Raw genomic sequence first — 26563 nt, 5'->3', positions numbered from 1 at the left:
AATAACTTAGCATCAGTGAGAGATCTTGTTATGTACTGGCGCAAATTTATGCCCGTATTGGTGGTAAAAAGCTTTACCAATTAATAAAACCACAACTAGAAGAGCTAGGTGTAAAACTAGGCATAGATTGTTTTTTGACTACTTGAGAGAGAATAACTAGCTGGTAAAACCTAAGAAAAACTATACAAAAACGACACATAGCAACCATTGGATGCGTAAGCCCAGCTAATTTATTGAAAGACTATACTCCTAAGTCCGCTGAAGAAGTTTTTGTCAGCGATATAACCTATGTGAAGTCAGCGCAAGGGGGACATTATTTATCCTTGGTGACAGATGCTTACAATATTGCTCTGAGCTCTATCAAGTAAAGCTGAATGAAAGTGGTATTAAACCTTCTATGACGGATGGTTATGACTGTTATCAAAATGCTTTGGCTGAGCGAGTAAATGGAATATTAAAACAAGAATTTTTACTATATGAATGTCGAATATTGACGAGTTAAAACAGTTCGTTGAAGAATCAATATTTATATACAATGAAATGTGACCGCATATGAATTTGGGAATGAAAACACCAAATCAAGTGCATAAAAAAGACCAGGAGCAAGTGCTACTGGTCTTTCATTAAAACCGTCAACCTATTTCAGGATGGGACAACTGTTTATATTTGGTCTGGATTATTTAACTGACTAAGTATTGGTAGTATTTTACTTACTTTATCAAAACATTCTTGGTATTCACTTTCGACTTTAGAATCTGCAACAATGCCTCCGCCAGCCCAACAGTATATTTTTTGATTTTTGCAAACTAATGTACGGATTGTAATACTACTATCCATATCACCGTTGCCATTAATATAAGCAATGCTGCCGCAATAAATCTCACGTTGATATTTTTCGAGTTCACAAATGATTTCCATGGAACGAATCTTCGGCGCGCCCGTAATGGATCCTCCTGGAAAACAAGCTCTTAATAAATCTTCACTATTATATTGAGAGCTTAAATCACCTGTTACTGTGCTTACTAAATGATGGACTGCAGGGAAGCTTTCTATGTCAAATAAACGTGGTACGGAAACACTACCAGCTTTGCATACTCGGCCAATATCGTTGCGCAGTAAGTCAACAATCATTAAATTTTCTGATTGATCTTTTTCTGAATGCAATAAAATGTTTTTATTAATCAAATCATGATTTGCATTAGGAGAGCGTGGCATGGTGCCTTTAATTGGTTTACTTTGAACTTGATTATTTGTTGAAAGTAAAAAACGTTCAGGCGATGCAGAGATAATAACTTGCTCTGGCAAACGAATAAATGCGGCAAAAGGGGCTTTGTTTTCTAACAATAAAGCTTGATAAGCTTGATATTCATCACCCTCATATTGGGCTTGAAAACGTTGTGCTAGATTTACCTGATAACAGTCGCCACTTAGAATATAATTTTGAATTGTAGCAAATGTTTTATGGTATTCAGATTCAGTATAGTCTGATTGCCAGGCTTGCGATAAATGGAAGGCTGCTACTGCCTTGCTTTGCTTATTGATTAACTCAGTTAGCCATTGATATCGAGTAACCCACAGTATATCAAGTTCAAGCTCTTGATTTTTACAACGATGTTGTACTAAAAAGTATTGTTTAGATTGTACGTTATATAAAATAGCCCAGTCATAAAAGCCGCAATGAAAGGGACCTAAACCCAATCCTTCATTTTGTTGGCTTTTTTTTAAGGATTCAAATATTTCGCCCATTTCATAATGGTAAGCAGCTATAACTCCCCCTGTAAATGGAAATTCTGATTGAAGCTCGGCATGAAATAGTTTCTGGCGAATGTCAGATTGTGCTTTTAATGGATCATTACCCATATCAGTAGTTTCACTGACACTGAAATTGTTAAAAAGAACTTTATTCTTTTCTTGAGTTAAAGTCGCAATGGGATCTGATGTATAAATAGACCAATTGCTATCAACATGATCTAAGCTGGCAGATTCCAAAAACATAGACCAATCTCGTTGAGATAAGTGTTTTTTAAGGGTGAACATGTCATTTTCAGAAAATGAAATGGGTTTTATTAGTATATTACTTGTTCGATTTGGCATTTTTTACTATTTAGGCAACATTTTTTTAACAAAAAATTAGGTAGTTAAGTGCATCAATATTACCATTGTTTTATAGAAAACGGTTTACAATTTATTTGGAGCAACGAATGACAGTCATTAAAGAGTCAGATTTTATTAATAGTGTTAAAAATTCTCTGCAGTTTATTTCTTACTATCATCCCCTCGACTTTATTCAGGCAATGGATAAAGCTTATCAAGCAGAGCAAAATCCTGCGGCTAAAGATGCCATTGCACAAATATTAATTAATTCTCGTATGTCAGCTGAAGGTAAACGTCCTATTTGCCAAGACACGGGGATCGTCACTGTTTTTGTTAAGATTGGCATGAAAGTTAGTTTTGATACTGAAATGACGGTGCAAGAGTTGGTTGATGAAGGAGTTCGTCAGGCTTATAACGATCAATCAAACCCTTTACGTGCTTCTATTGTTGCTGACCCTGCTGGTGCGCGTAAAAACACCAAGGACAACACTCCCTCTGTTGTCCATGTGGAAATGGTAAAAGGCGATAAAGTTGAAGTGATGGTTGCTGCAAAAGGCGGCGGCTCTGAGAACAAATCTAAAATGGCGATGCTGAACCCATCAGATTCTATAGAAGATTGGATTGAAAAAACTGTACCAACAATGGGGGCAGGCTGGTGTCCACCAGGTATGTTAGGTATAGGCATAGGCGGAACCGCAGAGAAAGCAGCGGTAATGGCTAAAGAATCATTAATGGAGCCTGTTGATATTTTTGAATTGCAAGAAAAAGCCAAGGCTGATCCTGAGTCATTATCAACAGATGAAAAATTACGTTTAGCTATTTTCAAACGTGTTAATAATTTAGGTATAGGTGCTCAAGGCCTAGGTGGGTTAACCACAGTATTGGACATTAAAATTAAAAGCTGTCCAACGCATGCAGCATCAAAACCTGTTGTGATGATCCCTAACTGTGCTGCAACACGACATGCTCACTTTACTTTAGATGGCTCTGGAGAAGCTGTATTAACACCACCTAAATTAGACCAATGGCCAGAAATCACCCGTGAAGCAGGTAAAAACGTACGTCGAGTTAATGTTAATGGTTTGACCAAGGCTGATATGAGTGATTGGAAAAGCGGCGATACAATTTTATTGTCAGGTAAAATATTAACGGGGCGTGATGCTGCACATAAGAGAATTCAAGAACTTATTACAAGTGGTCAAGGACTCCCTGAAGGCGTAGATTTTAACGGACGTTTTATTTACTACGTTGGACCAGTAGATGCTGTTCGTGATGAAGTTGTTGGCCCTGCAGGTCCAACTACCGCGACACGTATGGATAAATTTACGGATTTCATGCTCGAAAAAACTGGTTTATTGGGCATGATTGGTAAATCAGAACGTGGGCAACAAACTGTTGACTCTATTGCAAAGCATAAATCTGTCTATTTAATGGCCGTTGGTGGTGCCGCTTACTTAGTTGCTAAAGCGATTAAAAAATCTCGAGTTGTCGCATTTGCTGATCTTGGAATGGAGGCTATTTATGAATTTGATGTTGAAGATATGCCGGTTACGGTTGCTGTAGATAGTTTAGGAAATAATGTTCATGATCAAGGTCCTGCTATCTGGAAAGCAAAAATTGCCGAATTAGACAGCAAATTGTCATAAAAATTACTAAATTGATTGCTTGAAAAAGTAGTAATGGTATAAAACACACATGAAAGCAATTTACCATTACTCATAAAGGAATAAGTATGTTTGAACAAGTAAGTATGGCTCCCGCAGATCCTATCCTAGGTTTAACGGACGCATTTAAAAAAGACTCGCGTAAAGATAAAATTAATCTAGGCGTTGGGATTTATAAAAATGAAATGGGCCAAACACCAATTCTAGCAACAGTAAAAGAAGCTGAAAAACGTTTACTTGCTGAAGAAACCACAAAAAGCTATTTAACCATTGAAGGTATAGCGGCTTATGGTGAAGCTGTTCAAACATTATTATTCGGTAAAGATGCTGAAATTATCACATCAAAACGAGCCCTCACTGCGCAAGTTCCTGGTGGCACAGGCGCATTACGTACAGGTGCTGATTTTGCTGTCACTAAATTAGGCATTAAAAAGGTTTGGGTAAGTAATCCAACTTGGGCGAATCATGGCAATGTATTTAAAACGGCTGGATTAGAAGTCGCTGCGTATGATTATTATGATGCTGCTACTAAAGATCTTGATTTTGATGCAATGATTGCTTCTCTTCAATCTGTTGAAGCAGGGGATATGGTTTTATTCCACGGTTGTTGTCATAACCCAACAGGGATCGACCCGACTCAAGAACAATGGGAAATATTAGCTAAATTAATCGCAAAACTTGGCGCAATTCCTTTCTTTGATTTTGCTTACCAAGGTTTTGGTAATGGTGTTGAAGAAGATGCACAAGGCCTACGTAAATTTGCTGAGCACAATAAAGAACTACTTATTGCTAATTCATTCTCTAAAAACTTCGGTTTATATAATGAACGTGTTGGTGGTATAACACTTGTTGCAGAAACAAGTGATATTGCACAAGCTGCATTTAGCCAAATTAAAGCAGGTATTCGTAGCAATTATTCTAATCCTCCATCACATGGTGCAGCAATCGTTACCACTATTCTTAATGATGAAAAACTTTATCAGCAATGGGTTCAAGAAGTTGCAGATATGCGTGTTCGTATCCAAGAAATGCGTGACTTATTTGTTGCAACATTGAAAGAGAAAGGCGTGAAAGGTGACTTTAGCTTCATCAGTCGTCAATTAGGTATGTTCTCTTTCTCTGGATTAACTGTTGAGCAAGTAAATCGACTTAAAGAAGAATTTGCTGTATATATTGTAGGATCTGGACGTATTTCAGTTGCTGGTATGACTAAAAATAACATGCAGCCATTATGTGATGCGTTAGCCAAAGTTATTTAACCTGTTATTTTTCTAAGTAATTAAGCCTTATCGTGTTTGCGATAAGGCTTAATAATATAATAGAGATTTATGAGTAAAAAAATTAATCAAAACCTTTCATTTTTAAATAAAATGAAAAAAATGCCAATATCTTCAGATAAGGTTAAATGTTTATTTACAACAGAAGCCTTTAAAACTGAGTTATTTAATCAAATACAATTAGCGACAAAACGTATTTATATAGCAGCATTATATCTCGAAGCTGATGAAGCTGGCGGTGAAGTGTTAGATGCATTATATGATGCAAAATCACGTCATCCTGATATGGATATTTCAATCTGTATCGATTTTCATCGAGCACAAAGAGGTTTAATCGGGGCAGAAAAAGGTGGAGATACGAATACAACTTGGTATCAAAAAGTTGCTGATCTTCGAGGCCATGGCGTCAAAATATTTGGTTTGCCAGTAAAAAGAAAAGAGTTGTTTGGTGTGCAACATCTCAAAGGTTTTATTTTTGATGGTGTCGTTTTTTACAGTGGCGCCAGCATTAATAATATTTATTTACATCAACAAGAACGCTATCGTTTTGATCGCTATTGGTTAATAGAAAACCATGAATTAGCAGATTCAATGGTAGGGTATTTGCAACAAGTTATTGTCAGTAGTGATGCTGTTGTACAGTTAAATACTGATGTTATACCTGCATTCAATGAATTAAAAAAACACCATAAAAGTTTAAGCCGTGATCTCAAACGTTGTGGATATCGTTTTGAGGGACCAAATAATGAAGGAGGTTTAGGCATTAGACCGCTTACTGGTATCGGTGCTAAGAAAAATATTCTCAATAAGGTTATTCGTTCTATTTTCCATTCCACAGAAAAAGAGTTGATTCTATTTACGCCTTATTTTAACTTGCCGACAGTGTTATCTAGAGACATCTCTTCGTTATTAAAACGTAATGTTAAAATAACCATTGTAGTTGGTGATAAAACAGCAAATGATTTTTATATTCCAGAAGATAAACCCTTCAAAACTATTGCAGCGTTGCCCTATTTGTATGAAGTGAACTTACGTAATTTTGCTAAAAAACATCATACTTCTATTTTGAATGGTAATTTGAAACTACATTTGTGGAAACATGATAGCAATAGTTTTCATTTAAAAGGTGTGTATTCCGACCAGCGCTATTCTTTATTAACAGGTCATAATTTAAATCCTAGAGCATGGCGTTTAGATTTAGAAAATGGTTTATTGATTGAAGATCCACATAAAGAATTAAGCGGCTTGATGAATGAAGAGTTAGCTAATATTCTTGAACACACTCGATTAATTAATGATTATAAAGAAATTGATGATCTTAAAAGTTACCCTGATAAAGTGAAACAATTATTATCACGATTAAAGCGTATCAAAGCAGATAAAATCATCAAAGGGATTATATAATTTTATAATTTAACAACCTTAATTCAATTAACTGCTATTTATTTAATCACTTAGCGTTAAATAGGTAATTATTGATTGAATTATGTTTTTGCTTACGTATAATCTTCGGCATCAAGTGTTAGAGCTTGATGTAGTGACAATGGTGGGCTTCTTGGTTTCTCGCATTGATAACTTATTAACCAGGTCAGAGCCGGAAGGCAGCAGCCATAGTAAGTAAATCAAGTGCCGAGAGTTTGCTGGGAAGTCTACCACCCACCTTTAATTACAATCATTATTAGCTTCCAAAGGCCTAATTATGAATCAGTACAATTCCCGTTTCGATACCTCTTTAAAAGCACAACACTTTTTACCTAAATATTGGGGTACTTGGTTTTTATTAGGTTTACTTTTTGTTTTCAGCTATGTTCCCATTCGTTTTAGAGATAAATTTGCCGCATGGATTGCAGATAGACTTTATAACGCAAAATTTTTAAACAAGCGTAAAAAAATTGCATTTGTTAATTTAGGGCTTTGCTTTCCTGATTATACTGAATGTGAAAAAGATGCATTAATGCGTGAAAACTTTCGTTCAGTTGCGCAAATATCACTTTCTTTGGGTGAAATTGCTTTCCGCAGCAAATCTTTCCTACACAAACGTATTAACTTCATTGGCGAAGAGTTTGTTAAAGAAGCTCATGATGCCGATAAAGCGATTATTTTCTTAGCTCCGCATTGTTATGGTATTGATTTTGCTGGAGTCGCAGCTATTTCTGCGCGTGATTATCCCCTATCAAGTATGTTTAATGATTATAAAAATCCTATCTTTGATTGGTTTGTGACTAATTATAGAACCCGCTTTAGTCGACTTAATGATAAAGGGACACTTTATCATCGTAGCGAAGGGCTAAAGCCATGTATTAAAAGTTTACGTGATAAAGCGCATTTCTATTACCTTCCCGATGAAGACCATGGCCGTGCGAATAGTCTATTTTCACCTTTTTTTGCAACGCAAAAAGCGACGCTTCCTGTTATTGGCCGCTTAGCAAAATTAGGAAGGGCGGTAGTGATTCCAACTTATACTTCTTATAATGCAAAGACTGGTAAAGTGGATGTGATCTGTCATGCTCCGATAACAGGTATTCCAAGTAGTGATGAGCAAATAGATACAGACTTAATGAATGCTGCAATTGAGAAAGTTATTGATGAGAATAGAGCGCAATATATGTGGACATTGAAGTTGCTAAAAACAAGACCTGAAGAAGGTTTAAAGATTTATTAGTTAGTATACAACCAATATTAATCATTTAATTGCTATTAATATTGGTTGTTGGTTCTCATCAAGCTTAATATTTATCCTGCGCATTATAACGATTGCCCGTTACGACCATACTTCTATCCCCCAATAAATAGAGATAAACAGATAAAACTTCATCGGGTGTTTTTAATATGCTTGTATCTTCTGCTGGAAACGCACTTGCTCTCATTGCTGTTTTAGTTGCCCCTGGATTGATGGCATTAAAGCGCAGAGTTGAGTTTTCATACTCATCGGCTAACACTTGCATCATTCCTTCAGTAGCAAACTTAGAAACGCTGTATGGGCCCCAATATGCTCTGCCTTTATTTCCAACTCCAGAGGAAGTGAAAATAGTACTCGCGTGAGGTGCTTTTTCTAAAACAGGAATTAAATACTTAGTCATTAAAAAAGCAGAAGTCAGGTTTGTTTGCATTACCTCATTCCACATTTTACTTTCAATTTGTTTAAACGGGCTTAATACACCAAGTTGACTTGCGTTATGTACTAATCCATCTAACTTTCCATATTCGCGTAAAACTGTATCAGCTAAATCACTATAGTGTTCTTCTGTCGCTCCGTTTAAATCAACGGGAAGAATGGCTGCAGATTTCTTATTAAGTGCCGCTATTTGATCATAAACTGCTTCTAGTTTTTTAACGGTTCTGCCTAATAAAATTACTTCTGCTCCTAATTCTGCGCATTTAATTGCTAGTGCTTTTCCTATCCCATCTCCTGCGCCAGTGATTAAAATTGTTTTGTTATCTAATAAATTATCAGGAGCCTCGTAATGCATTGTTCATCTCATCTTGGTCAAAAAATCAAATAATAGCTTTTTTTTTAAAAAAAGACTCAAACTCTTTTGTAGGTTTAGTCATTTTTTGTCATTATGTGCGCGAACTTTATATTAAAGAGGATTAATTTTGGAATTTTTATTTGAATATGGGCTGTTTTTAGCAAAAGCCATTACGTTTGTAATCACAGTCGTTGCAATATTAATTGCAATTATTGCCTTAACTAGTAAGCAAAAAAATAAAAAAGGTGAATTAGAAGTTACTGATTTATCTGAGCAAATTAAAGAAACAAAAAAGTCGATTGAAGAGCAATTATTATCATCTGCACAGTTGAAGTCAAAAGCTAAAGAAGATAAAAAAATCCTTAAAGAAGAACAAAAGAAAGAAAAAAAATCAGCAAAAGGATCAACGGATCTTAAGTTGAGTCCGCAATTATACGTTATTGATTTTAATGGCAGCATTGATGCCAAAGAAGTGACCTCATTACGTGAAGAAATTACGGCTATTTTAAGTGTTGCGACAGAGCAAGATGAAGTTTTTGTTCGCTTAGAAAGTGGTGGTGGTATGGTACATGCTTATGGTTTGGCTGCTTCACAATTACAACGTATTAAAGATAAGAATATCCCGTTAACTATCTCTGTTGATAAAGTCGCTGCAAGTGGTGGTTATATGATGGCTTGTGTTGCCGATAAAATTATTGCGGCACCATTTTCAATTATCGGTTCAGTAGGTGTAATCGCACAAATTCCTAATTTCAATAAACTACTTAAAAAACATGATGTTGAGTTCGAGCAGTTAACGGCTGGCCAATACAAACGTACTTTAACAATGTTTGGTGAAAACGATGATTTAGGGCGTGAAAAATTCAAACAAGAATTAGAAGAAACACATCAATTATTTAAACACTTTGTTAGTGAACATCGTCCACAATTAGACATTGATAAAATTGCGACAGGTGAGCATTGGTATGGAACTCAAGCATTAGACTTATTATTAGTTGATAACATTCAAACAAGTGATGATTACTTATTAGATAATCTTGATCAAAAACATATCGTTCAAGTGCAATATCAAAAAAGCAAAAAGTTCGCTGAAAAATTTGGTAAAAGTGTAGCGAGTTCAGTTGAATCTAGCTTGCTCACTTTAATGCAAACCAATATTTCTCGACTTTTTAAATAGCTTTCTTGCTTGAAATAAAGTAAAAAGCCGACTATTACTCTGTTGGCTTTTGTTTTTTATTTATCCAAATCTAAAAAAATAGGTTGCTATTGGTTAAAACTTTGGATTATATAAAAAAGAGAAATTCATCGGACGAGTTAACATTCTTTCTAAGACAAGACTATTTATTAGGTATTAAAGCAATATGAGCAAATCTCTGGTTATCGTAGAATCACCTGCCAAAGCAAAAACGATCAATAAATATTTAGGCAACGATTTTATTGTTAAATCAAGTGTTGGACACGTACGTGATTTACCAACAAGTGGTAGTGCCAAAAAATCAATAGATGCTAAAAAGAAAAAATCTTTAGCAGGATTAACACCTGCACAAAAAGCAAAAGAAACGGCAAAACGTACTCAAGCTGCGTTAGTAACACGAATGGGGATTAACCCTAACAAAAATTGGGAAGCCAATTACGAAATATTACCTGGTAAAGAAAAAGTTGTTGATGAATTAAAAAAACTAGCTGTAGATGCACCAACTATCTATCTCGCAACCGATTTGGATAGAGAAGGTGAAGCAATTGCTTGGCATCTACGAGAAATCTTAGGCGGAGATGATAGTAAATATCAGCGTGTTGTTTTTAATGAAATCACTGAGTCTGCTATTCAAGAAGCCTTTCAACATCCAACCGAACTTAACATTGATGGTGTTAATGCTCAGCAAACTCGTCGTTTCTTAGACCGTCTTGTTGGCTTCATGCTTTCTCCGTTACTTTGGAAAAAAGTGGCTCGAGGGTTATCTGCTGGGCGAGTTCAGTCAGTAGCCGTAAAATTACTAGTTGAACGTGAGCGTTTAATTAAAGCTTTCAACCCAGTAGAATTTTGGGATCTTCATGCTCAAACAGCAACGAATGATAAAGCTGAATTACGCTTAGAAGTTTACAAATATAATGACAAAACTTTTGCACCAGTGACTGAAGCAGAAACGTCAGTGGCAGTAAATGCCTTAAAAGAAGCTCAATTTACATTGCATTCTCGTGAAGATAAACCAACAAAAAGTAAAGCGAGTGCGCCTTTTATTACTTCAACTTTACAGCAAGCGGCTAGTACACGACTTGGGTTTGGTGTTAAAAAGACAATGATGTTAGCTCAACGTTTATACGAAGCGGGTTACATCACTTATATGCGTACTGACTCAACAAACTTGAGTAAAGATGCTGTTGAATCTGCAAGAGAATTTATTGAAAAAGAATTTGGTAGTAATTATTTACCTGACGCTGCTGTTTCCTATAGCAGCAAAGAAGGTGCTCAAGAAGCCCATGAAGCGATACGCCCATCTGACGTTGCGCAACGTGCTGAGCTAATTGATGTTGTCGATAAAGATGCAAAACGTTTATATGAACTTATATGGCGTCAATTTTTAGCATGTCAAATGCTTCCGGCGTTATATGATTCATCAACGCTAGTTGTACAAGCTGGCGATTACAAATTAAGAGCAAAAGGGCGCACGTTACGTTTTGCTGGTTGGACAAAAGCACAGCCAGTTACCAAAAGTAAAGCTGATGAAATTCAATTACCTGATTTAGAAGTGGGTGAAGTATTAACGCTTGTTGATTTAGAGCCGTTACAGCATTTTACTAAACCACCTGCACGTTTCTCTGAAGCCGCTTTAGTTAAAGAACTAGAAAAACAAGGTATTGGTCGACCATCAACCTACGCAAGTATCATTTCTACAATACAAGATCGTGGTTATGTGAAGGTCGATAAACGTCGTTTCTTTGCGGTGAAAATGGGGGAAATTGTTACTGACCGTTTAACTGAAAACTTTACAGATTTAATGAGTTATGACTTTACTAAAGCAATGGAAGAAAACTTAGATGCCATTGCAGAAGGCAAAGCAGATTGGCATAAAGAGCTGGATAAGTTCTATAAAAAGCTGACAACACAATTAGACAAAGCGGAATTACCTGAAGAAGAAGGCGGAATGCGTCTTAATGATCCTGTGGTTATTGACGAAGTATCTTGTCCTACTTGTGATCGTCCTATGGGCATTCGTACAGCAAGTACAGGTGTATTCTTAGGTTGTTCTGGTTATGCGCTTCCGCCAAAAGAACGTTGTAAAACAACAATCAACTTAGTTGATGGTGAAGAAGTTGAAGATATTCTAAGTTCAGAAGATTTAGAAACGGCTGCTTTAATGGCTAAACACCGTTGTCCTAAGTGTGATACTGCGATGGATAGCTATCTCATTGATGAAACACGTAAGCTTCATGTTTGTGGTAATAACCCGCTATGTGATGGACATACCGTTGAAGTCGGTGAGTTCAAAATAAAAGGTTATGACGGCCCGGTTGTTGAATGTGACAAGTGTGGCTCTGATATGCAATTAAAAGACGGTCGTTTTGGTAAATACATGGACTGTACGAGTGAAGAATGTAAAAACACCCGTAAGATACTACGAAGTGGTGAAGTTGCTCCTCCTAAAGAAGATGCTGTGCACCTACCTGAGCTTGAATGTGAACAAAGTGATGCTTACTTTATTCTACGGGATGGTGCTGCTGGTATTTTCTTGGCTGCAAGTACATTCCCTCGTTCTAGAGAAACTCGTGCGCCTAAGGTCGCTGAGTTAGCTAAGTTTAGAGATAGAATTTCTGAAAAATTTTATTATTTAGCCGATGCTCCGCAAAAAGATCCAGATGGAAACCTAGCAGTTGTTCGCTACAGCCGTAAAAATAAAGAACAATATGTGATGACGGAAATCGATAAAAAAGCAACGGGATGGACAGCCAAATACATTGATAATAAATGGGTTGAAGAAATTCCTAAAAAGAAAGTGGCTAAGAAAGCCAAAGCTAAAAAATAAACGTAGAGATTAAAAATGGCAGCCTTGGTTGCCATTTTTGTATCTGCTTATTTTGATTGTTTTTTCTGCAACTAGTTCTCTCAGTAATACACATCGTTATCTAGTTGGTTTTATTTTCAAAACACTTGTATATACTAGCGTTTTTTAAGAAAGGTGGTTTTAAGATGCGCATTGCTTTAGGTATTGAATACGATGGTGCCAATTATTATGGTTGGCAAAGACAAAAAGAGGTCAATTCAGTTCAAGAAGAACTGGAAAAAGCTTTGTCTAACATTGCCAATCATACCGTTACAGTTAATTGTGCAGGCAGAACTGATTCTGGTGTTCATGGAACAGGTCAAGTTGTTCATTTTGAAACAAATGCAAAACGCGATATTGGCGCTTGGACTTTAGGCGTGAATGCTAAATTGCCTGATGATATTGCGGTGCGATGGGTTAAACAAGTTGATGAATCATTTCATGCTCGCTTTAGCGCAACAGCGAGACGCTATCGCTACATTATTTATAATGGCGTTTATCGCCCAGGCATTTTAAGCAAAGGTTTAAGTCATTACCACTGTGATTTAGATGCTGATATTATGCATCAAGCAGGGCAGTTATTAGTTGGTGAGCAAGATTTTACTTCATTTAGAGCATTGCATTGCCAAGCGAATAGCCCAATCCGCACTATTCATTATCTGAATGTATCGCGTCACCGAGATTTTATTGTGATTGATATTAAAGCGAATGCTTTTTTGCATCATATGGTACGTAATATCGCGGGGAGCTTGATTGAAATTGGACAAGGTAAACAACCTGTCGATTGGTTAGCTACTTTATTGACCTATAAAGATCGCTCAAAGGCCGCTGCTACAGCTAAGCCAGGTGGTTTATATCTTGTGGAAGTCGATTACCCTGAAGAATTTGATTTACCAAGGCCCGAATGTGGTCCTTTATTTCTAGATATTTAATGTGAATAGTTGATATGAATAAAACAACAGCGACTACTTTTTCTGCAGATAATTTATCCGATTGGTTAACTCACTTAGAGAAATTACACCCTAATGCAATTGAATTAGGCTTAACTCGCATTACTAAAGTGGGTGAATCACTTAACTTAATTAATTTTGATGCAAAAGTGATCACCGTTGCTGGTACTAACGGCAAAGGTACAACCTGTGCTTACCTTGAGAGAATGCTTATTGATAGCGGTTTTAAAGTCGGCGTTTATAGCTCTCCACATATCCATCGTTACAATGAAAGATTACGAATTAATGGTCATGAATTAAATGATCAAGTGCATTGTGAAGCCTTTGCAGTTATTGAAGCAGGGCGTCTAGAAACTTCATTAAGTTATTTTGAGTTTGCGACGCTTGCTTGTTTGCATATTTTAAAACAACAACAATGTGATTATATCTTATTAGAAGTTGGTTTAGGCGGTCGTTTGGATGCGACAAATATGGTGGAATCCAATATAAGTGTGGTAACTACGATCGGGATTGATCATATAGATTGGTTAGGTAGTGATCGTGAAGTCATTGGTTTTGAAAAAGCAGGGGTCTTTAGACCATCTAAACCAGCAATTTGTGGTGAGTTAGATATTCCACAATCTATTATTAAACACGCGAATGCCATTTCCGCCAATTTAAAATGTGCAGGGCATGATTTTAAATTTGAGTTAATCAGTGAATCAGAATGGCTGTGGCATGGAAAAACCACAATAGGTCCAATCAAACAAACTTTAATGCCGATTCAGAATGCATCAACTGCATTGGCTGTCATCGAATCATTAAATTTAAGCCTCTCTACAGAGCAACTAATTGATTCCGTACAATCAGCCTCTTTAGCGGGGCGTTTGCAAAAATTAGACAATGCTGCTTGTGACCTTTATATCGATGTTGCACACAATCCTCAATCAGCAGAATATTTAGCATCACAATTAGCACGTTTAAAAGCACAGAAAAGTGACAATTGTAAAATACATGCCATAGTTGGTATGCTCTCAGATAAAGATATGAGCGCAACATTAACAGCAACGAACCAACAAATAGATAATTACAACTTTGTTAACTTAGACTGTTACAGAGGCGCAACAGCTGAAATGTTATTAGCAGCCTATCAAAATAGTGAAAATAACCAACATAATGTGACATGTTTTGAAAATGTAATCAGTGCAGTTAATAAGGTAGTCGATAACGCAGAAGCATCTGATATAGTTATCGTATTCGGTTCTTTTCATACAGTTTCAGACATTTTAAATAACGAGCAAGGGTAAAACGTGGCATCTCAATTCAAAAATCGTTTAGTTGGAGTAACCATCTTAGTTGCACTTGTTGTTATCTTTTTGCCATCTATTATCGATGGTGAAAAGACCTCATATCAACAAGAATTCGTCACAACTCCTATTAAACCTGCTTTAAAAGAACATTCAAAAGATTTCCAAATCGCTTCAACACTACAAGAGAAAAAGATCGTAATTCAAGATGCGTTGCAAACAAACAATACAGCAGATCTTGAAGTTGATGGATCTGAGTGGAAAGTTGAAGAGATTTCAGAGGTTGAAGATAAAGACATCAATCAAATAGCAGCGACAGAAACAGAAAAATCAGAACCAGTAAACCAAACAGCGAAGACAGCTTTTGCTGATCCAGCATGGACGATTCAGCTTGGAGCATTTCAAAACAAAGAAAATATTAATACACTACTTAAAAAATTAAATAAAGCCGGCTTCCAAGTTCATACGATCCCAAAGGAAGTGATGGAAGGTCAGCTTACAAGAGTATTTGTTGGTCCTGATGTTTCTAAAAAAGCATTAGAAGAAAAATTACCGAGATTAAAACGTTTAACTAATTTAAATGGTAAATTAGTACCTTTTAATCCAATTGAACCTTAGTTTTTGAAGCCTTTCAAAAAAATCTCTGTTAGAATGCGCCCGTTAAATACAGACTCTCAACATTTAGGGATAATATGAATTGGTTTGACCTCACCATTCTTGGTGTCATTGCATTTTCATCATTAATAAGTTTGATTCGAGGTTTCACAAAAGAAGCCGTATCACTCGTCACTTGGTTTTTTGCTTTTTTCATTGCAAGTAATTTCTACCCTGAAGTGTCCCAGTTCTTAACTCAAATCCAAGACGAACTTATTCGAAATAGCGCCTCTATTGCCATTCTCTTTATTTCTACATTATTAGTTGGTGCTCTCATTAATTACATCATAAATCGTTTAGTCACAGTTACAGGGCTATCCGGCACAGACCGTTTGTTAGGCGTGATTTTTGGCGCTGTAAGGGGAGTTCTCATCATTAGTGCTGTACTCTTCTTTATCGATTCATTTACTTCTTTCAACAATGCAACATGGTGGAAAGATTCAATCTTGATCCCAGAGTTTGGTATCATCATTGAATGGTTTTTTGAACATTTAGAAAGCTCATCGAGTTTTTTGAAAAATATACAATCAAGCTCCTTCTAAAACTTGATTGTGAATTATTCACTTAATTTTAAAGTGCATTGTACTTTTATTTTTATGTGAACACTCTTAAAAACAGAAAGGTTTTAACTTATGTGTGGAATAGTGGGTATCGTTGGTTCAACTCCTGTCAATCAAAGCATTTATGATGCATTGACCGTTTTACAGCATCGTGGACAAGATGCTGCAGGTATCGTAACAACTTATGATGGTAACTTTAAACAACGTAAAGCAAACGGCTTAGTTAAAGATGTGTTTGAAACTAAACATATGCAACGCTTAAAAGGGAACAGTGGTATTGGCCATGTACGTTACCCGACTGCAGGTAGTTCGAGCGCAGCAGAAGCCCAACCTTTTTATGTTAACTCTCCTTGGGGAATATCATTAGCTCACAATGGTAACCTAACTAACGCTAAAGATTTACGTAGCGCGCTTATCAAGTCTCGTCGTCATATCAATACTACGTCGGACTCAGAATTACTATTAAATACCTTTGCTGCCGAGCTTGCAAAAGTAACGACAGATCGATTATTACCTGCTGATATCTTTGCCGCTGTTAGTCAACTTCATAAGCAAATTAAAGGGGCTTATGCTGTTACCTCTTTAATTATTGACCATGGTCTTGTTGCTTTCAGAGACCCTGATGGCATTCGTCCATTAGTCTTAGGATCTCGTCAGACAGAAGAGGGTGATACAGAATATATCGTTGCTTCAGAAAGTGTTGGCTTAGATACCATAGGTTTTAAATTCTTACGCGATGTTGAACCTGGTGAAGCAGTTTATATTACTGAAGATAGAAAATTGCATACACAACTTTGTGCTGAGAATACATCTTTGACGCCTTGTATCTTTGAATATGTTTATTTTGCTCGTCCAGATTCAACACTAAATGGTATTTCTGTTTATGAAGCTCGTTTAGAAATGGGACGTAAATTAGGCGCAAAAATTAAACGTGAATGGGCGGATTTAGAAATCGATGCTGTTATTCCAATTCCTGAAACTTCGAATGATATTGCTTTAGAAATTTCAGTTGAGTTAGGTTTACCATACCGTCAAGGATTTGTTAAAAACCGTTATATCGGTCGTACGTTTATTATGCCAGGGCAAACTCAACGTCGTAAATCTGTTCGTCGTAAGTTAAATCCAATCGCGGCAGAATTTAAAGGTAAAAACGTATTATTAGTTGATGACTCAATCGTACGTGGAACAACGTCAGAACAAATTATTGAAATGGTTCGAGAAGCAGGGGCAAAGAAAGTTTATTTAGCTTCTGCAGCTCCTGAAGTACGTTACCCTAATGTTTATGGTATCGATATGCCGACACCAGAAGAATTAATTGCACATTCTCGTAATGTTGAACAAATCAATGATTGTATTGGAACCGATAAGTTAATCTTCCAAGACCTTCAAGATTTAAAAGATGCCGTAGGCAAACAAAACCCAGCGATCAAAGAATTTGAATGTTCGGTGTTTGATGGCAAATACGTAACTGCAGATGTTGATAAAGAGTACTTTGATTATTTAGCAAGTTTACGTAGTGAAGATGCTAAAAAAATCCAAGAGCAAAAAGAAGAAATTGCTAACTTAGAAATGTATAACGAATCGTAATATTCACAACCCTATAATATGTTGTCTATAAAATGCCTATCAATTAAAAACTGATAGGCATTTTTGTATTCACTTCTAATTTATTTAAGAGTTTTTAGATAGCTCTTGTATAAATTTATATTAACTTGCATATATTTTGATTGAATATAACGCGGACGAATTGTTTTCAAATGCAGTGCAATTTCTTGCTCTGTTTTTCCACTATACAACATCCAAGCAGAAGCCACTAAAATCGAACGAGACAAGCCTAAAGCACAATGGACATAAACACCTTGAGATTTGTGTTTTTTAACAAGTAGAACCGCTTGATGCAATAAAGCAGGATCTTGAATAGTTTGATCTAAAAAATTAAATTGGTCTTGTTTTAGCGTTGTTTGATTGAGTTGTAATTCAATTGCAAGATTAACAACACGTTTGATCCCTAATTCAGAGATTTCATCATACTCGTCCAGAGTAGGGAAACGGCCAATATAAAACCCATCATCAACTTTTGCCATAAGTGGCAAAGAACGCTTATAGAAATGCCATGAAAGTCGAGTGCCTAAAAAATAAGGAAAAAAGACAATCCACTGTACTAGGTTTGGTTTCTTTTTAGTGCTAACCAATAAATTATTCATGCCAAAGGCATAAACCAAGCTAACACTAAAAGTGGTGATAAACAGATACATAAACAAAGGGTGGATAGAAAAGCTTAGTATCATTAACGCAATACTGGCCGCTAAAAAATATAATCCCATTTTAAGGTGTCTTGGTGTCATGAACTGATTGAGTATTGAATTTTTTGACTTTTTATTAAATAAATAAACAGCCAAGAAACCAACAAGTAAACCAGTAGGTAAATCTATAAAGTGATGTTGATAAACAAACAGCGTTGAAATAATGATAAGTAATAACCAAATACCCAGAGAAGCTTTTATCCATTTATTAGGTATATGCTGTTTCATACAAAACCAAAACACAATTGAAAAACTCACGTGTAAGGAGGGCAACTGATTAAACGGTTTGTCTGCTTCTAATAATTTGAATAAAAAATTAAAACTATCGATGGCCGGTTTATCATAAGAAAATTGTAGAGGTAACAGGATAAAAATGCTTACTGATACTAAAACAATAAATAACACCCTAACTGCTAAAATTCGCAGTGCTAAGCGTGTTTGAACTAATAAAAACGCAAACACAAAGACAATGTCCGAAGACATATAGGGAACAATAAAACCCGGAATAAAGGGGATGTTATTTTCCCAGTCAAACAGAAAAGAAAAGTGGGGAGCAGTATTGGCAGCAAACTGATTTGCTGCGCCATATAATAGGAAAAATACAATTCCCATAAACACTAACCACACAAACCGTTCTTTTAACGTAGCAGGAGCGTCTAGTGATGCATCAAACTGCGATAAGTAGGCCGATTGTTTATCCATTTTTCTGTTTTGCTTTCGCTGGGCCTTGGAATAATGCAGATGAAACCGTAAAAATTCCCCAGTTGTCTATCAACATATTATCTTTAGCAAAGCCATACTGTGCAAATAAGCTATCAAGTTCGTACTGGCTGCGACGACGCATTATCCACTTAGTATCTTGATGGTTACCTAATACATTTGCAATCTGCTCAAGCTGAGGGTGCCAAGGTTGCCCTGTATAAACAAGGAAACCATTATCTTGTATAATTGAAGCGACTCCCTTAATTGCGCGACTGATCAATTCATTATCTGTGAATAATTCGAAGACACCGGAGATAACAACAATATTAGGTTCAAATTCATCTTTTTTGTAATTGTTAGGATCAAAGGCATCATTTTCTTTATAGGTAATATTCTTAAGTCTTCGTTCTGCAGCTAAACGCTGTCCTTGCAGAACATTTTGCATTTGATAATCTCTAACTTGAATATTTACGTCGGGATGTTTATTCGCTATTTCAATAAGGTATCTCGCCGGGCCACCTGCAATATCTAATATGTTAACGGTTTTGCCTGCAGCTTGTAATGCTGCAATTTTCTGTTCAATAGTCGCGATACTATTGATTTTACGTTGGCGAATTCCCTGCCAACCAATACTATTTAAATAGCCTTTATCAATTACTTTTCCTAGGTAACCGACACCTTCAGGTCGATTTTTATAAATATGATCTAAAGTGACACCTGAATCAAAACCGTAAGTTAGTCCTATTTGCATGCCTTTACTCATAAAACCTAATCGTTTCATTAATAAACGTTGAGTGAAGTAATTGATTTCTTTGTATAAAGGTAAAGTGCCATAGCTAATTTTATCGTGCTCTTGCTGGGTTATTTTAACAAGTTGCTCAGTCATTGACTCAGCTTGATAAGCAAAAGATTGATCAATAAATTGAGCGATTTCATCAATAGCAGACTGTGCATTCTGTTCATATAACATGCCATGATAAAAGTCTTCAAATTCAACAAAACGTTTTAATGGACTTGATAAATTCGCGTAAAAGTCGCCTTGTTTTTTAGAGTTCACCACATAATCTTTCCCTGCAGAAAGAACTAACGTTGGCAAGGTTATCATAGCTGCATCGGCGACAATTCGCTTACCTGTATCTAATAACGTGGTAAGTTGGCTTGCTGGAATATTAGGTGTGATAAGAGGATCCGCGTCGTATTTCTTTTGTTCAATAAGATCATGGGTAAGAAACTTAGATTTTACATAGGATGTAATATTCATCTTAGGTTTAAACTTGAGTGCAAAATCTAAGCAAGGTTTAGCAAAAGGGACATATAGCTTTATTTCAAAGGCGGGTGCAATTAATGCCATGCCACTAATTTTAGGCGCATAGTCGTGCACCCAAGTGGAGGCAACAACACCTGCAACAGAGTTTGCAATAACAAAAATATCTTCACTTTTCTTTTCTTCTTTAGTGCAAACAAAAGTCACGAATGAATTTAAATCGCGAACTAAATTCATAAATTCAAAAGTTGCTTCAACCTCAGTTTCACCATGACCACGATTATCAAAAGAATAAATGGTGTAACCTTCAAAAGCGGCATTTTCTGCAATATTATTTAATCGTAAAGAATGCTCATGACCACGGTGTAATAATAAAAGTACTTTGCCATTATTATTTGATTCATTCTTCCAACATCGATAAAAAAGAGCTTTTCCATCAAATGTATTAAATGTACCTGTTTGCATATTTATTATTTCCTAGCTTGAATTTATTTAGTCAGAATATGGTTTAGCTTTCTTTAGCAATGACAATGCCTTTAGACATTCGATTATAAAGTGTTAATAGAGCAAATAATGTAATAACAGCCAAATAAACAACCACCCATGCTGCTGAAATCAAATCAAAAGCGAGTAAGATTGCTAATAGCCCCATTACAAATGCACGATCACTTTTTCCCATTGGGCCATCATAACGTCTATCGTTATTGACAGCCTGTGCAACTACACCTGCCATTTCAGTTAGTAAACCAATAATAACAAAACCAATCAATAAAATCGCAGAGACATTGGTTGCAATGGCTAATGGAAGGTAAATCGCGATATCAGACATCACATCGGTCATCTCATTAAGCATGGCACCTTTAACCGTTTTCATATTATGTTCACGTGCTAACATTCCATCAATAGCGTTAAGCGCCATGCGTAAAAATAAAACAAAAGGCAGTAACAATAATGACCACATGTTTGCGTCACTGACATAAATAATGATGCCTGTTATCAATGATAACAACATTGCTGCATAGGTAACTTGATTTGCTGTAATACCTTCATTCGCTAACCAGGTTGTAATAGGGCGTAATAGTTGTTGGAATTTAGGCTTTAAATCATAAATGGTTAGCATAATGAGTCCTCAGTAAACGTCTAAAATGACAAAGAGAAAGAAGGTAGATAGGTATAGTGCTATTTAATTTTTATTATTAGCATAGATGAAATATTAATTAAAAGTAGACTTTTTATAGTCATCCTATAATACCGAAAGATAGCAAGTCAGCAAGATAAATATGATCAGATTAAGTAGTTGTCCCGTCCTGAAATAGGTTGACGGTTTTAATGGAAGGCCAGTAGCACTTTATCCTGATCTTTTTTATGCACTTGATTTGGTGTTTTCATTCCCAAACTCATATGCGGTCACATTTCATTGTATATGAATATTGATTCTTCAACGAACTGTTTTAACTCATCAATATTTCGACATTCATATAGTAAAAATTCTTGTTTTAAGATTTCGTCTACTCGTTCAGCGAAAGCATTTTGATAACAGTCATAACCATCTCTGTCGCTTTCATTTCATTACTCAATTCATAGCCCATTATCCTTCGGCCGTAAGCACCTGTGACCAAGGATATATAATGTACCCCTTGCGTAAACTCATTTCAGAACAAAACATATTAATGCCAATTACATACTTTTTCTGTCCACTCATGTACCTTACTCGGCCATTTTTGTTTGAAAGGGTTTAATACTCTTCTAAGTTCATTGTGATCTGAGAAAACAATCATAATCAGAATAGGAAGAAAAATAATAAATATCAATAAATCAAATAGCTGGGAGCTAATTGTTTTGTTTTCTTTTTTCTCTGGTGCTTTCAATTGTTTCTTTTGTTTTTTTACTGAAAAGGGATCTGCATACTTCATATAGCGATTGATATAATCCCAAAAAAAATAAACTTTTCCATGTATATCTTCTGAAGAAAATAATGTAAATGGGACTACTACTTCACTATTGTTGTTTACGTCATACTTGGGGTCTAACCATAATGTGAGATAATAATTGGTTGTGATTTTGTTTTGTTTTACAATAATTGAAATATCACTTTTTTCCCACGGTATTTTATATAGACTGTTATTTATATGAACATATATTTCTTTGTTTTTTCTATGGAAACGAACCGGGGTTTTTACAAACAGAGGAAAGAATGTAACTTTAATAATAGCAATGAATAATGTCGCAGTTATTAATAGGTTTAACGCGAAGAAAAAACCTGGAGTTTGCTCATTCAATAAAAAGCCAAATAAAAAACAATTAATCGCATATGAAATTAGACAAAATCCCAAAAAATTTGGTCCTTTAACATTTTTTACTGGCTCTGAACGCGTACGAAAATCTTGAAAGTCATGAAACTCTTCATGTGCATAATAAACAACATCTTCTATATTCATATCTTCATATTCAGGCTCATCAAACTGGTTTATAAGGTTAACATCCTTTATTATTTTCGATGGTTTGAAAGGGATAAAGTCCATTTTATGCGAAATTTTATCTTCACATATTAAATGATATTGTTTATCTGGTTTAATTTCGCTTCTTGAAACAGTAAAACTTGGTTGGTGATTATATTGTTCAGGTGCATACCAAGTGTCTTTATTCTTTATTTTTAATCGATATTCAGAGTTATAACTAATATGTGGATCTGAATTTGTGTCATCTTCAAAGGTTGCATCTGAGTTAAATTCTTCATCAAGGCCATTTTCCTTGGTAAAAAATTCTTCAAGTGGGAGTAATAGAAGCGTTCCATCTCTTAAAGTCTTATTAATAAGCTCTGCTGATTTAGGCTCAAGAATAGCAACTTTATATGTGTATATTTTGTGTGATGGGTTATTGTTTAACATCCGCTGAATTGCGTGATTTTGAAGAGGTGAAATAATCAATGTTGTTGGAACTTCACTGCTATTAACAAGATCAAAGTAGTAATAAGTTAAAGTAGTTGAACCTATGTTAGGTATATACATGGTTTCATTGTACTTTTTGATATATCCAGAAATTTCTACAATGTCAATAACACTGTACTTACTTCCAAATATCCATTTATTCATGAATGTTATCACTATTTTAATGCCAATCATTAATAGCAAAATGAATAAAACATTTAATAAGTGGTGCTGAAGATTATGAAAGCCACCAATTTGAGATATAAACATCATAAGTATTATCATAGTTAATATAATTAACCCAATATTTATAATAGTATTTAATTTTTTGAACGATTTTTTATATAAAGTATTTAAATAGTCGCTGAGCTTTTTTTCAATTTTATTACATTCTTTATTCATTTTTTTGGCATTATTTTAGTTGGATTTATTGAGATGAGTGATTTATTAAAACTTTCTATTCTTACTAGTTATGAACCGTCCAGCAATATTAAATTAAAGCTATTTCAAAGTATAATTTCGCGACGATAATCTTGAATTTCTACTTTCAAAAAAGTACTTAACAGTAGGGCATCTAGCATTAATTGTTGCTGATTATTATGGTTAAGTATATTAATTCTTCGGCCATGCTGAGTGAGCATGTTTAACTCAAAACACTGGTAACTTAAGGCATTTTTACGTTGAATGATTTTGTTATTTATCTGCAAGGAATCAATGTGATGTAATTTCACATCTCTATCTTTTTTGTTATCAAAGACGCCTGATTTTTTGTTAAAACTTGCACGTTGTAAAAAAGGGCGGATGAGCAAAACACCGAAAGTGGTAATCGCGACGCCAAAAGCACCAACAAATATAATAAGATCATACTTATGTGCCTCCATTATAAGATGTGCTGCAAGTGCCATTAAAAAGCTTCCTACAACGATATAGACCATACAAAATAACATAGAAGTGATAGTGGGTCTTAAATAGGCTATATGTCTTTTTATAACGACTGTATGGGATAAAAAATTAGGGCCATCTTTTAGTAATGGGCGATTAAGATCGATAGTAAAGCGTTCTGTATTATCCATATTTGTCCTTTCAATCGAATTTCATCTTATCGTTATTTGTGAAATTTACGATGTTAAAGTGATTATTGTTTTTGTTATTTTTATTTCACTGAGACTTCTTTAAGTCTCATGAGTATAGATTGTTATTGATATAAATAATAGAAATGAAACTAATAAAATGTAAGGCATAAAAAAGGCTAAAGTACTTAAGTACAATAGCCTAAAAATAAATAAACATTCATTGATATTTTGATTCAATAATGGCCGCTAATAGTATTTCACAGCCATAATGAAGTCGTATTCTGATTATTAATTACTTCGATTTAGTATCGTAAGTTTTTATTTCACCAGAATCTATACGTGCAATGAAAGATTGTAACTCTTTCTTAACGATTGGCATTAAGAAGTATAAACCAATAATGTTAAAGATAGACATTGCAAAGATAGCTGCGTCAGAGAAGTCAATTACCGCACCAAATTGGATTGTTGCACCAACTACTACAAACACACAGAAGATAAGTTTAAATACTAATTCAACTTTCTTGCCTTCACCGAATAGGTAAGTCCACGCTTTCAAGCCGTAGTAAGACCAAGAAATCATTGTTGAAAAAGCAAATAGAACTACTGCTAATGCTAGTAGGTATTTAAAGATACCAGCTGTTGCTGTAAATGATGCAGCAGTTAGTGTTACACCCGTTAAGCCACTACCATCAAATGGAGCAACATTTAGACCTGCAATCGTAATAACTAATGCTGTCATTGTACAAATTACAACAGTATCAATGAAAGGTTCTAATAAAGACACTAAACCTTCAGTGATTGGCTCTTTTGTTTTAACTGCCGAGTGGGCAATTGCAGCAGAACCAACACCGGCTTCATTAGAGAATGTTGCACGTTTTAAACCTTGGATTAATGCACCAACGATACCACCAGCAACACCTGCTCCAGTGAAAGCACCATCAATGATTGAAGCAAATGCAGGAATAACTTGACCGATATTTGCACCAATAACAATCACCGCCATACCAATGTATAGAGCTGCCATCCATGGAACAACACGTTCAGTTACTGAAGCAATTGAAGGCATACCACCAACAATTACCGAGAATACTAAACAAGCCATTACGATACCTGTAATGATGCCGTATTCACTTGGTACATCAAACGCGTAAGTTAACATTGCGTGTGCTTGGTTTGCTTGGAACATGTTACCGCCGCCCAATGAACCTAAAATACACATTAATGCAAAACCAATTGCTAATGCTTTACCTAAACCTGCGAAACCTTTTTCACTTAAACCTTGGCTTAAGTAGTACATTGGACCACCAGAAATTGCGCCTGAAGGTAAAACCGTACGGTATTTAACACCTAGTGTACATTCACAGAATTTAGAAGCCATGCCTAATAAACCACAAACGATCATCCAGAAAGTTGCACCTGGACCACCGATAGCCAATGCTGCACCAACACCTGCGATATTACCTAAACCAACAGTACCTGAAAGGGCTGTTGTTAAAGCTTGGAAGTGAGAAACTTCACCTTCTTCTTTGGAATTAGGATCGGTATACTTTCCTTTTATAATATTAATTGCCATTCCAGCGCGTTTAAATTGTATAAAACCAAAATATACAGTGAAGATGATAGCTGCTAATAATAACCAGCCTACAATAATTGGGAAGCTTGCTTCACCAACTGGGACACTTTTAAAAATTAAACCAACAAACCAACCAGTATAATCATTAAAAAATCCATCTACAGATTCACTAATACCGTTAATCATCTTACTAAATGCGCTCATTTCTTCAGCCATTGCACTTGTGCTAAAGGCTAATAGAAATAGAGACATTAACTCTCGTGTTTTTCTCATATTTACTTCCTCTTATTTTATTTATAATTGAGTTGTTTTAAATCAAAGAATGTTACGGAAAATAAGTCTACATGCTTTAAATTGGTTTTATTAACTGTTTTCTTTGGATTTTATGAGCTTTAAAGGTTAATTCCTCTGAAATCTAAATTTAAATCAGATGAAAAGTCTTTAAACTTCAATTTGTGAAGTTCATTTAGCTTATGTTAAAAATGTGTTAAATAAAAGTCTTTTGTAGATTTTAACTAAATGGCTAGACCCATGAAGGAGGCTTTACTTATTAACGACTTATTTTCTATTAATAAAGATATTTATTATTTATGGTCGTTTGCTCTACAACAACTTACATATCGAATAAAAGAATTAATATTTAAATAATGATAATAAACGTAATTTTTTACGCTAAAGTTGCTGTTTTTATCTATAATATTAAAAATAAAAAACTATCTATATTTT

Annotated in this window: 19 protein-coding genes, 1 other RNA gene and 2 pseudogenes; 13 read left to right on the top strand and 9 right to left on the bottom strand. The window is 35.2% G+C overall.

Annotated elements, in window-relative coordinates:
• A pseudogene (locus E2R67_RS07330) lies at positions 1–627 on the top strand (integrase core domain-containing protein); the annotation flags it as partial.
• Between the two features lie 33 nt (positions 628–660).
• On the opposite strand, the gene pabB reads toward E2R67_RS07330, so the two are convergent.
• Positions 661–2094, bottom strand: coding sequence for an aminodeoxychorismate synthase component I (gene pabB, locus E2R67_RS07325; RefSeq protein WP_134290270.1), 1434 nt, complete (start codon positions 2092–2094; stop codon positions 661–663).
• A 107-nt stretch (positions 2095–2201) separates the two neighbouring features.
• On the opposite strand from pabB, the gene E2R67_RS07320 reads away from it, so the two are divergent.
• The 5 genes from E2R67_RS07320 (at position 2202) to lpxM (ending at position 7697) form a co-directional block, all read left to right on the top strand.
• Positions 2202–3740 carry a fumarate hydratase gene (locus tag E2R67_RS07320; protein ID WP_134290269.1) on the top strand — a complete coding sequence of 513 codons (1539 nt, stop codon included), beginning with the start codon at positions 2202–2204 and terminating at the stop codon, positions 3738–3740.
• Between the two features lie 86 nt (positions 3741–3826).
• The gene (locus E2R67_RS07315) at positions 3827–5017 is read left to right on the top strand and encodes an amino acid aminotransferase (protein WP_134290268.1); all 1191 of its coding nucleotides are present in this window, start codon (positions 3827–3829) and stop codon (positions 5015–5017) included.
• 69 nt (positions 5018–5086) lie between these two features.
• Positions 5087–6439 carry a CDP-diacylglycerol--serine O-phosphatidyltransferase gene (pssA, locus tag E2R67_RS07310; RefSeq protein ID WP_134290267.1) on the top strand — a complete coding sequence of 451 codons (1353 nt, stop codon included), beginning with the start codon at positions 5087–5089 and terminating at the stop codon, positions 6437–6439.
• Positions 6440–6587: 148 nt separating this feature from the next.
• An RNA gene (gene ffs / locus E2R67_RS07305) (signal recognition particle sRNA small type) lies at positions 6588–6685 on the top strand.
• A gap of 49 nt (positions 6686–6734) precedes the next feature.
• A complete protein-coding gene (gene lpxM, locus E2R67_RS07300) occupies positions 6735–7697 on the top strand; it encodes a lauroyl-Kdo(2)-lipid IV(A) myristoyltransferase (RefSeq protein ID WP_134290266.1) in 963 nt (320 codons plus the stop codon).
• A gap of 64 nt (positions 7698–7761) precedes the next feature.
• Here lpxM and E2R67_RS07295 read toward each other — a convergent pair whose 3' ends face one another.
• Entirely contained in the window at positions 7762–8505 is a 744-nt protein-coding gene (locus tag E2R67_RS07295) for a YciK family oxidoreductase (RefSeq protein WP_134290265.1), read from the bottom strand.
• A gap of 127 nt (positions 8506–8632) precedes the next feature.
• On the opposite strand from E2R67_RS07295, the gene sohB reads away from it, so the two are divergent.
• From sohB to purF, 7 genes are all read left to right on the top strand, one after another.
• Positions 8633–9682 (top strand): protease SohB, encoded by a 1050-nt coding sequence (gene sohB / locus E2R67_RS07290; RefSeq protein ID WP_134290264.1) that lies wholly within the window; start codon positions 8633–8635, stop codon positions 9680–9682.
• A gap of 184 nt (positions 9683–9866) precedes the next feature.
• A complete protein-coding gene (topA, locus tag E2R67_RS07285) occupies positions 9867–12527 on the top strand; it encodes a type I DNA topoisomerase (protein WP_134290263.1) in 2661 nt (886 codons plus the stop codon).
• Between the two features lie 164 nt (positions 12528–12691).
• A complete protein-coding gene (gene truA, locus E2R67_RS07280; RefSeq protein ID WP_134290262.1) occupies positions 12692–13477 on the top strand; it encodes a tRNA pseudouridine(38-40) synthase TruA in 786 nt (261 codons plus the stop codon).
• A 14-nt stretch (positions 13478–13491) separates the two neighbouring features.
• Positions 13492–14781, top strand: coding sequence for a bifunctional tetrahydrofolate synthase/dihydrofolate synthase (folC, locus tag E2R67_RS07275; RefSeq protein WP_134290261.1), 1290 nt, complete (start codon positions 13492–13494; stop codon positions 14779–14781).
• A 3-nt stretch (positions 14782–14784) separates the two neighbouring features.
• Entirely contained in the window at positions 14785–15399 is a 615-nt protein-coding gene (locus E2R67_RS07270) for an SPOR domain-containing protein (RefSeq protein ID WP_134290260.1), read from the top strand.
• Between the two features lie 74 nt (positions 15400–15473).
• A complete protein-coding gene (locus tag E2R67_RS07265; RefSeq protein ID WP_134290259.1) occupies positions 15474–15977 on the top strand; it encodes a CvpA family protein in 504 nt (167 codons plus the stop codon).
• A 90-nt stretch (positions 15978–16067) separates the two neighbouring features.
• Positions 16068–17582 (top strand): amidophosphoribosyltransferase, encoded by a 1515-nt coding sequence (gene purF / locus E2R67_RS07260; protein ID WP_134290258.1) that lies wholly within the window; start codon positions 16068–16070, stop codon positions 17580–17582.
• A gap of 80 nt (positions 17583–17662) precedes the next feature.
• Here purF and E2R67_RS07255 read toward each other — a convergent pair whose 3' ends face one another.
• The 7 genes and pseudogenes from E2R67_RS07255 to E2R67_RS07225 all read right to left on the bottom strand — a co-directional run bounded on the left by E2R67_RS07255 (position 17663) and on the right by E2R67_RS07225 (position 26110).
• Positions 17663–19000 carry a dual specificity protein phosphatase family protein gene (locus E2R67_RS07255; RefSeq protein ID WP_134290257.1) on the bottom strand — a complete coding sequence of 446 codons (1338 nt, stop codon included), beginning with the start codon at positions 18998–19000 and terminating at the stop codon, positions 17663–17665.
• On the bottom strand, positions 18993–20729 hold the full coding sequence (locus tag E2R67_RS07250; RefSeq protein ID WP_134290256.1) for a bifunctional alpha/beta hydrolase/class I SAM-dependent methyltransferase: 1737 nt from the start codon (positions 20727–20729) through the stop codon (positions 18993–18995). Before E2R67_RS07250 ends, E2R67_RS07255 begins: the two co-directional genes overlap by 8 nt.
• A 43-nt stretch (positions 20730–20772) precedes the next feature.
• Positions 20773–21384: a CDP-alcohol phosphatidyltransferase family protein gene (locus tag E2R67_RS07245; RefSeq protein ID WP_134290255.1), complete on the bottom strand. Its 612-nt coding sequence runs from the start codon at positions 21382–21384 to the stop codon at positions 20773–20775.
• 206 nt (positions 21385–21590) lie between these two features.
• Positions 21591–21904, bottom strand: a pseudogene (locus tag E2R67_RS07240) (integrase core domain-containing protein); the annotation flags it as partial.
• Between the two features lie 27 nt (positions 21905–21931).
• Positions 21932–23593: a hypothetical protein gene (locus E2R67_RS07235; protein ID WP_134290254.1), complete on the bottom strand. Its 1662-nt coding sequence runs from the start codon at positions 23591–23593 to the stop codon at positions 21932–21934.
• A 104-nt stretch (positions 23594–23697) separates the two neighbouring features.
• The gene (locus tag E2R67_RS07230) at positions 23698–24264 is read right to left on the bottom strand and encodes a hypothetical protein (RefSeq protein WP_134290253.1); all 567 of its coding nucleotides are present in this window, start codon (positions 24262–24264) and stop codon (positions 23698–23700) included.
• A gap of 292 nt (positions 24265–24556) precedes the next feature.
• Positions 24557–26110: an alanine/glycine:cation symporter family protein gene (locus tag E2R67_RS07225; protein WP_134290252.1), complete on the bottom strand. Its 1554-nt coding sequence runs from the start codon at positions 26108–26110 to the stop codon at positions 24557–24559.
• Positions 26111–26563 lie beyond the last annotated feature (453 nt).

Origin of the sequence: Psychromonas algicola (genome assembly GCF_004378355.1) — a bacterium.
GTDB lineage: Bacteria > Pseudomonadota > Gammaproteobacteria > Enterobacterales > Psychromonadaceae > Psychromonas.
The sequence above is the reverse complement of the archived record's forward strand: the minus strand, read 5'-3'. Positions and strand labels throughout refer to the sequence as shown.

Coding starts and splice junctions, on each gene's coding strand:
- truA (WP_134290262.1), top strand. CDS start 12,692: ATGCGCATTGCTTTAGGTATTGAATACGATGGTGCCAATTATTATGGT.
- E2R67_RS07320 (WP_134290269.1), top strand. CDS start 2,202: ATGACAGTCATTAAAGAGTCAGATTTTATTAATAGTGTTAAAAATTCT.
- topA (WP_134290263.1), top strand. CDS start 9,867: ATGAGCAAATCTCTGGTTATCGTAGAATCACCTGCCAAAGCAAAAACG.
- E2R67_RS07230 (WP_134290253.1), bottom strand. CDS start 24,264: ATGGATAATACAGAACGCTTTACTATCGATCTTAATCGCCCATTACTA.
- E2R67_RS07315 (WP_134290268.1), top strand. CDS start 3,827: ATGTTTGAACAAGTAAGTATGGCTCCCGCAGATCCTATCCTAGGTTTA.
- lpxM (WP_134290266.1), top strand. CDS start 6,735: ATGAATCAGTACAATTCCCGTTTCGATACCTCTTTAAAAGCACAACAC.
- purF (WP_134290258.1), top strand. CDS start 16,068: ATGTGTGGAATAGTGGGTATCGTTGGTTCAACTCCTGTCAATCAAAGC.
- E2R67_RS07235 (WP_134290254.1), bottom strand. CDS start 23,593: ATGAATAAAGAATGTAATAAAATTGAAAAAAAGCTCAGCGACTATTTA.
- E2R67_RS07250 (WP_134290256.1), bottom strand. CDS start 20,729: ATGCAAACAGGTACATTTAATACATTTGATGGAAAAGCTCTTTTTTAT.
- E2R67_RS07225 (WP_134290252.1), bottom strand. CDS start 26,110: ATGAGAAAAACACGAGAGTTAATGTCTCTATTTCTATTAGCCTTTAGC.
- folC (WP_134290261.1), top strand. CDS start 13,492: ATGAATAAAACAACAGCGACTACTTTTTCTGCAGATAATTTATCCGAT.
- E2R67_RS07295 (WP_134290265.1), bottom strand. CDS start 8,505: ATGCATTACGAGGCTCCTGATAATTTATTAGATAACAAAACAATTTTA.
- pssA (WP_134290267.1), top strand. CDS start 5,087: ATGAGTAAAAAAATTAATCAAAACCTTTCATTTTTAAATAAAATGAAA.
- pabB (WP_134290270.1), bottom strand. CDS start 2,094: ATGCCAAATCGAACAAGTAATATACTAATAAAACCCATTTCATTTTCT.
- E2R67_RS07245 (WP_134290255.1), bottom strand. CDS start 21,384: ATGCTAACCATTTATGATTTAAAGCCTAAATTCCAACAACTATTACGC.
- E2R67_RS07255 (WP_134290257.1), bottom strand. CDS start 19,000: ATGGATAAACAATCGGCCTACTTATCGCAGTTTGATGCATCACTAGAC.
- E2R67_RS07265 (WP_134290259.1), top strand. CDS start 15,474: ATGAATTGGTTTGACCTCACCATTCTTGGTGTCATTGCATTTTCATCA.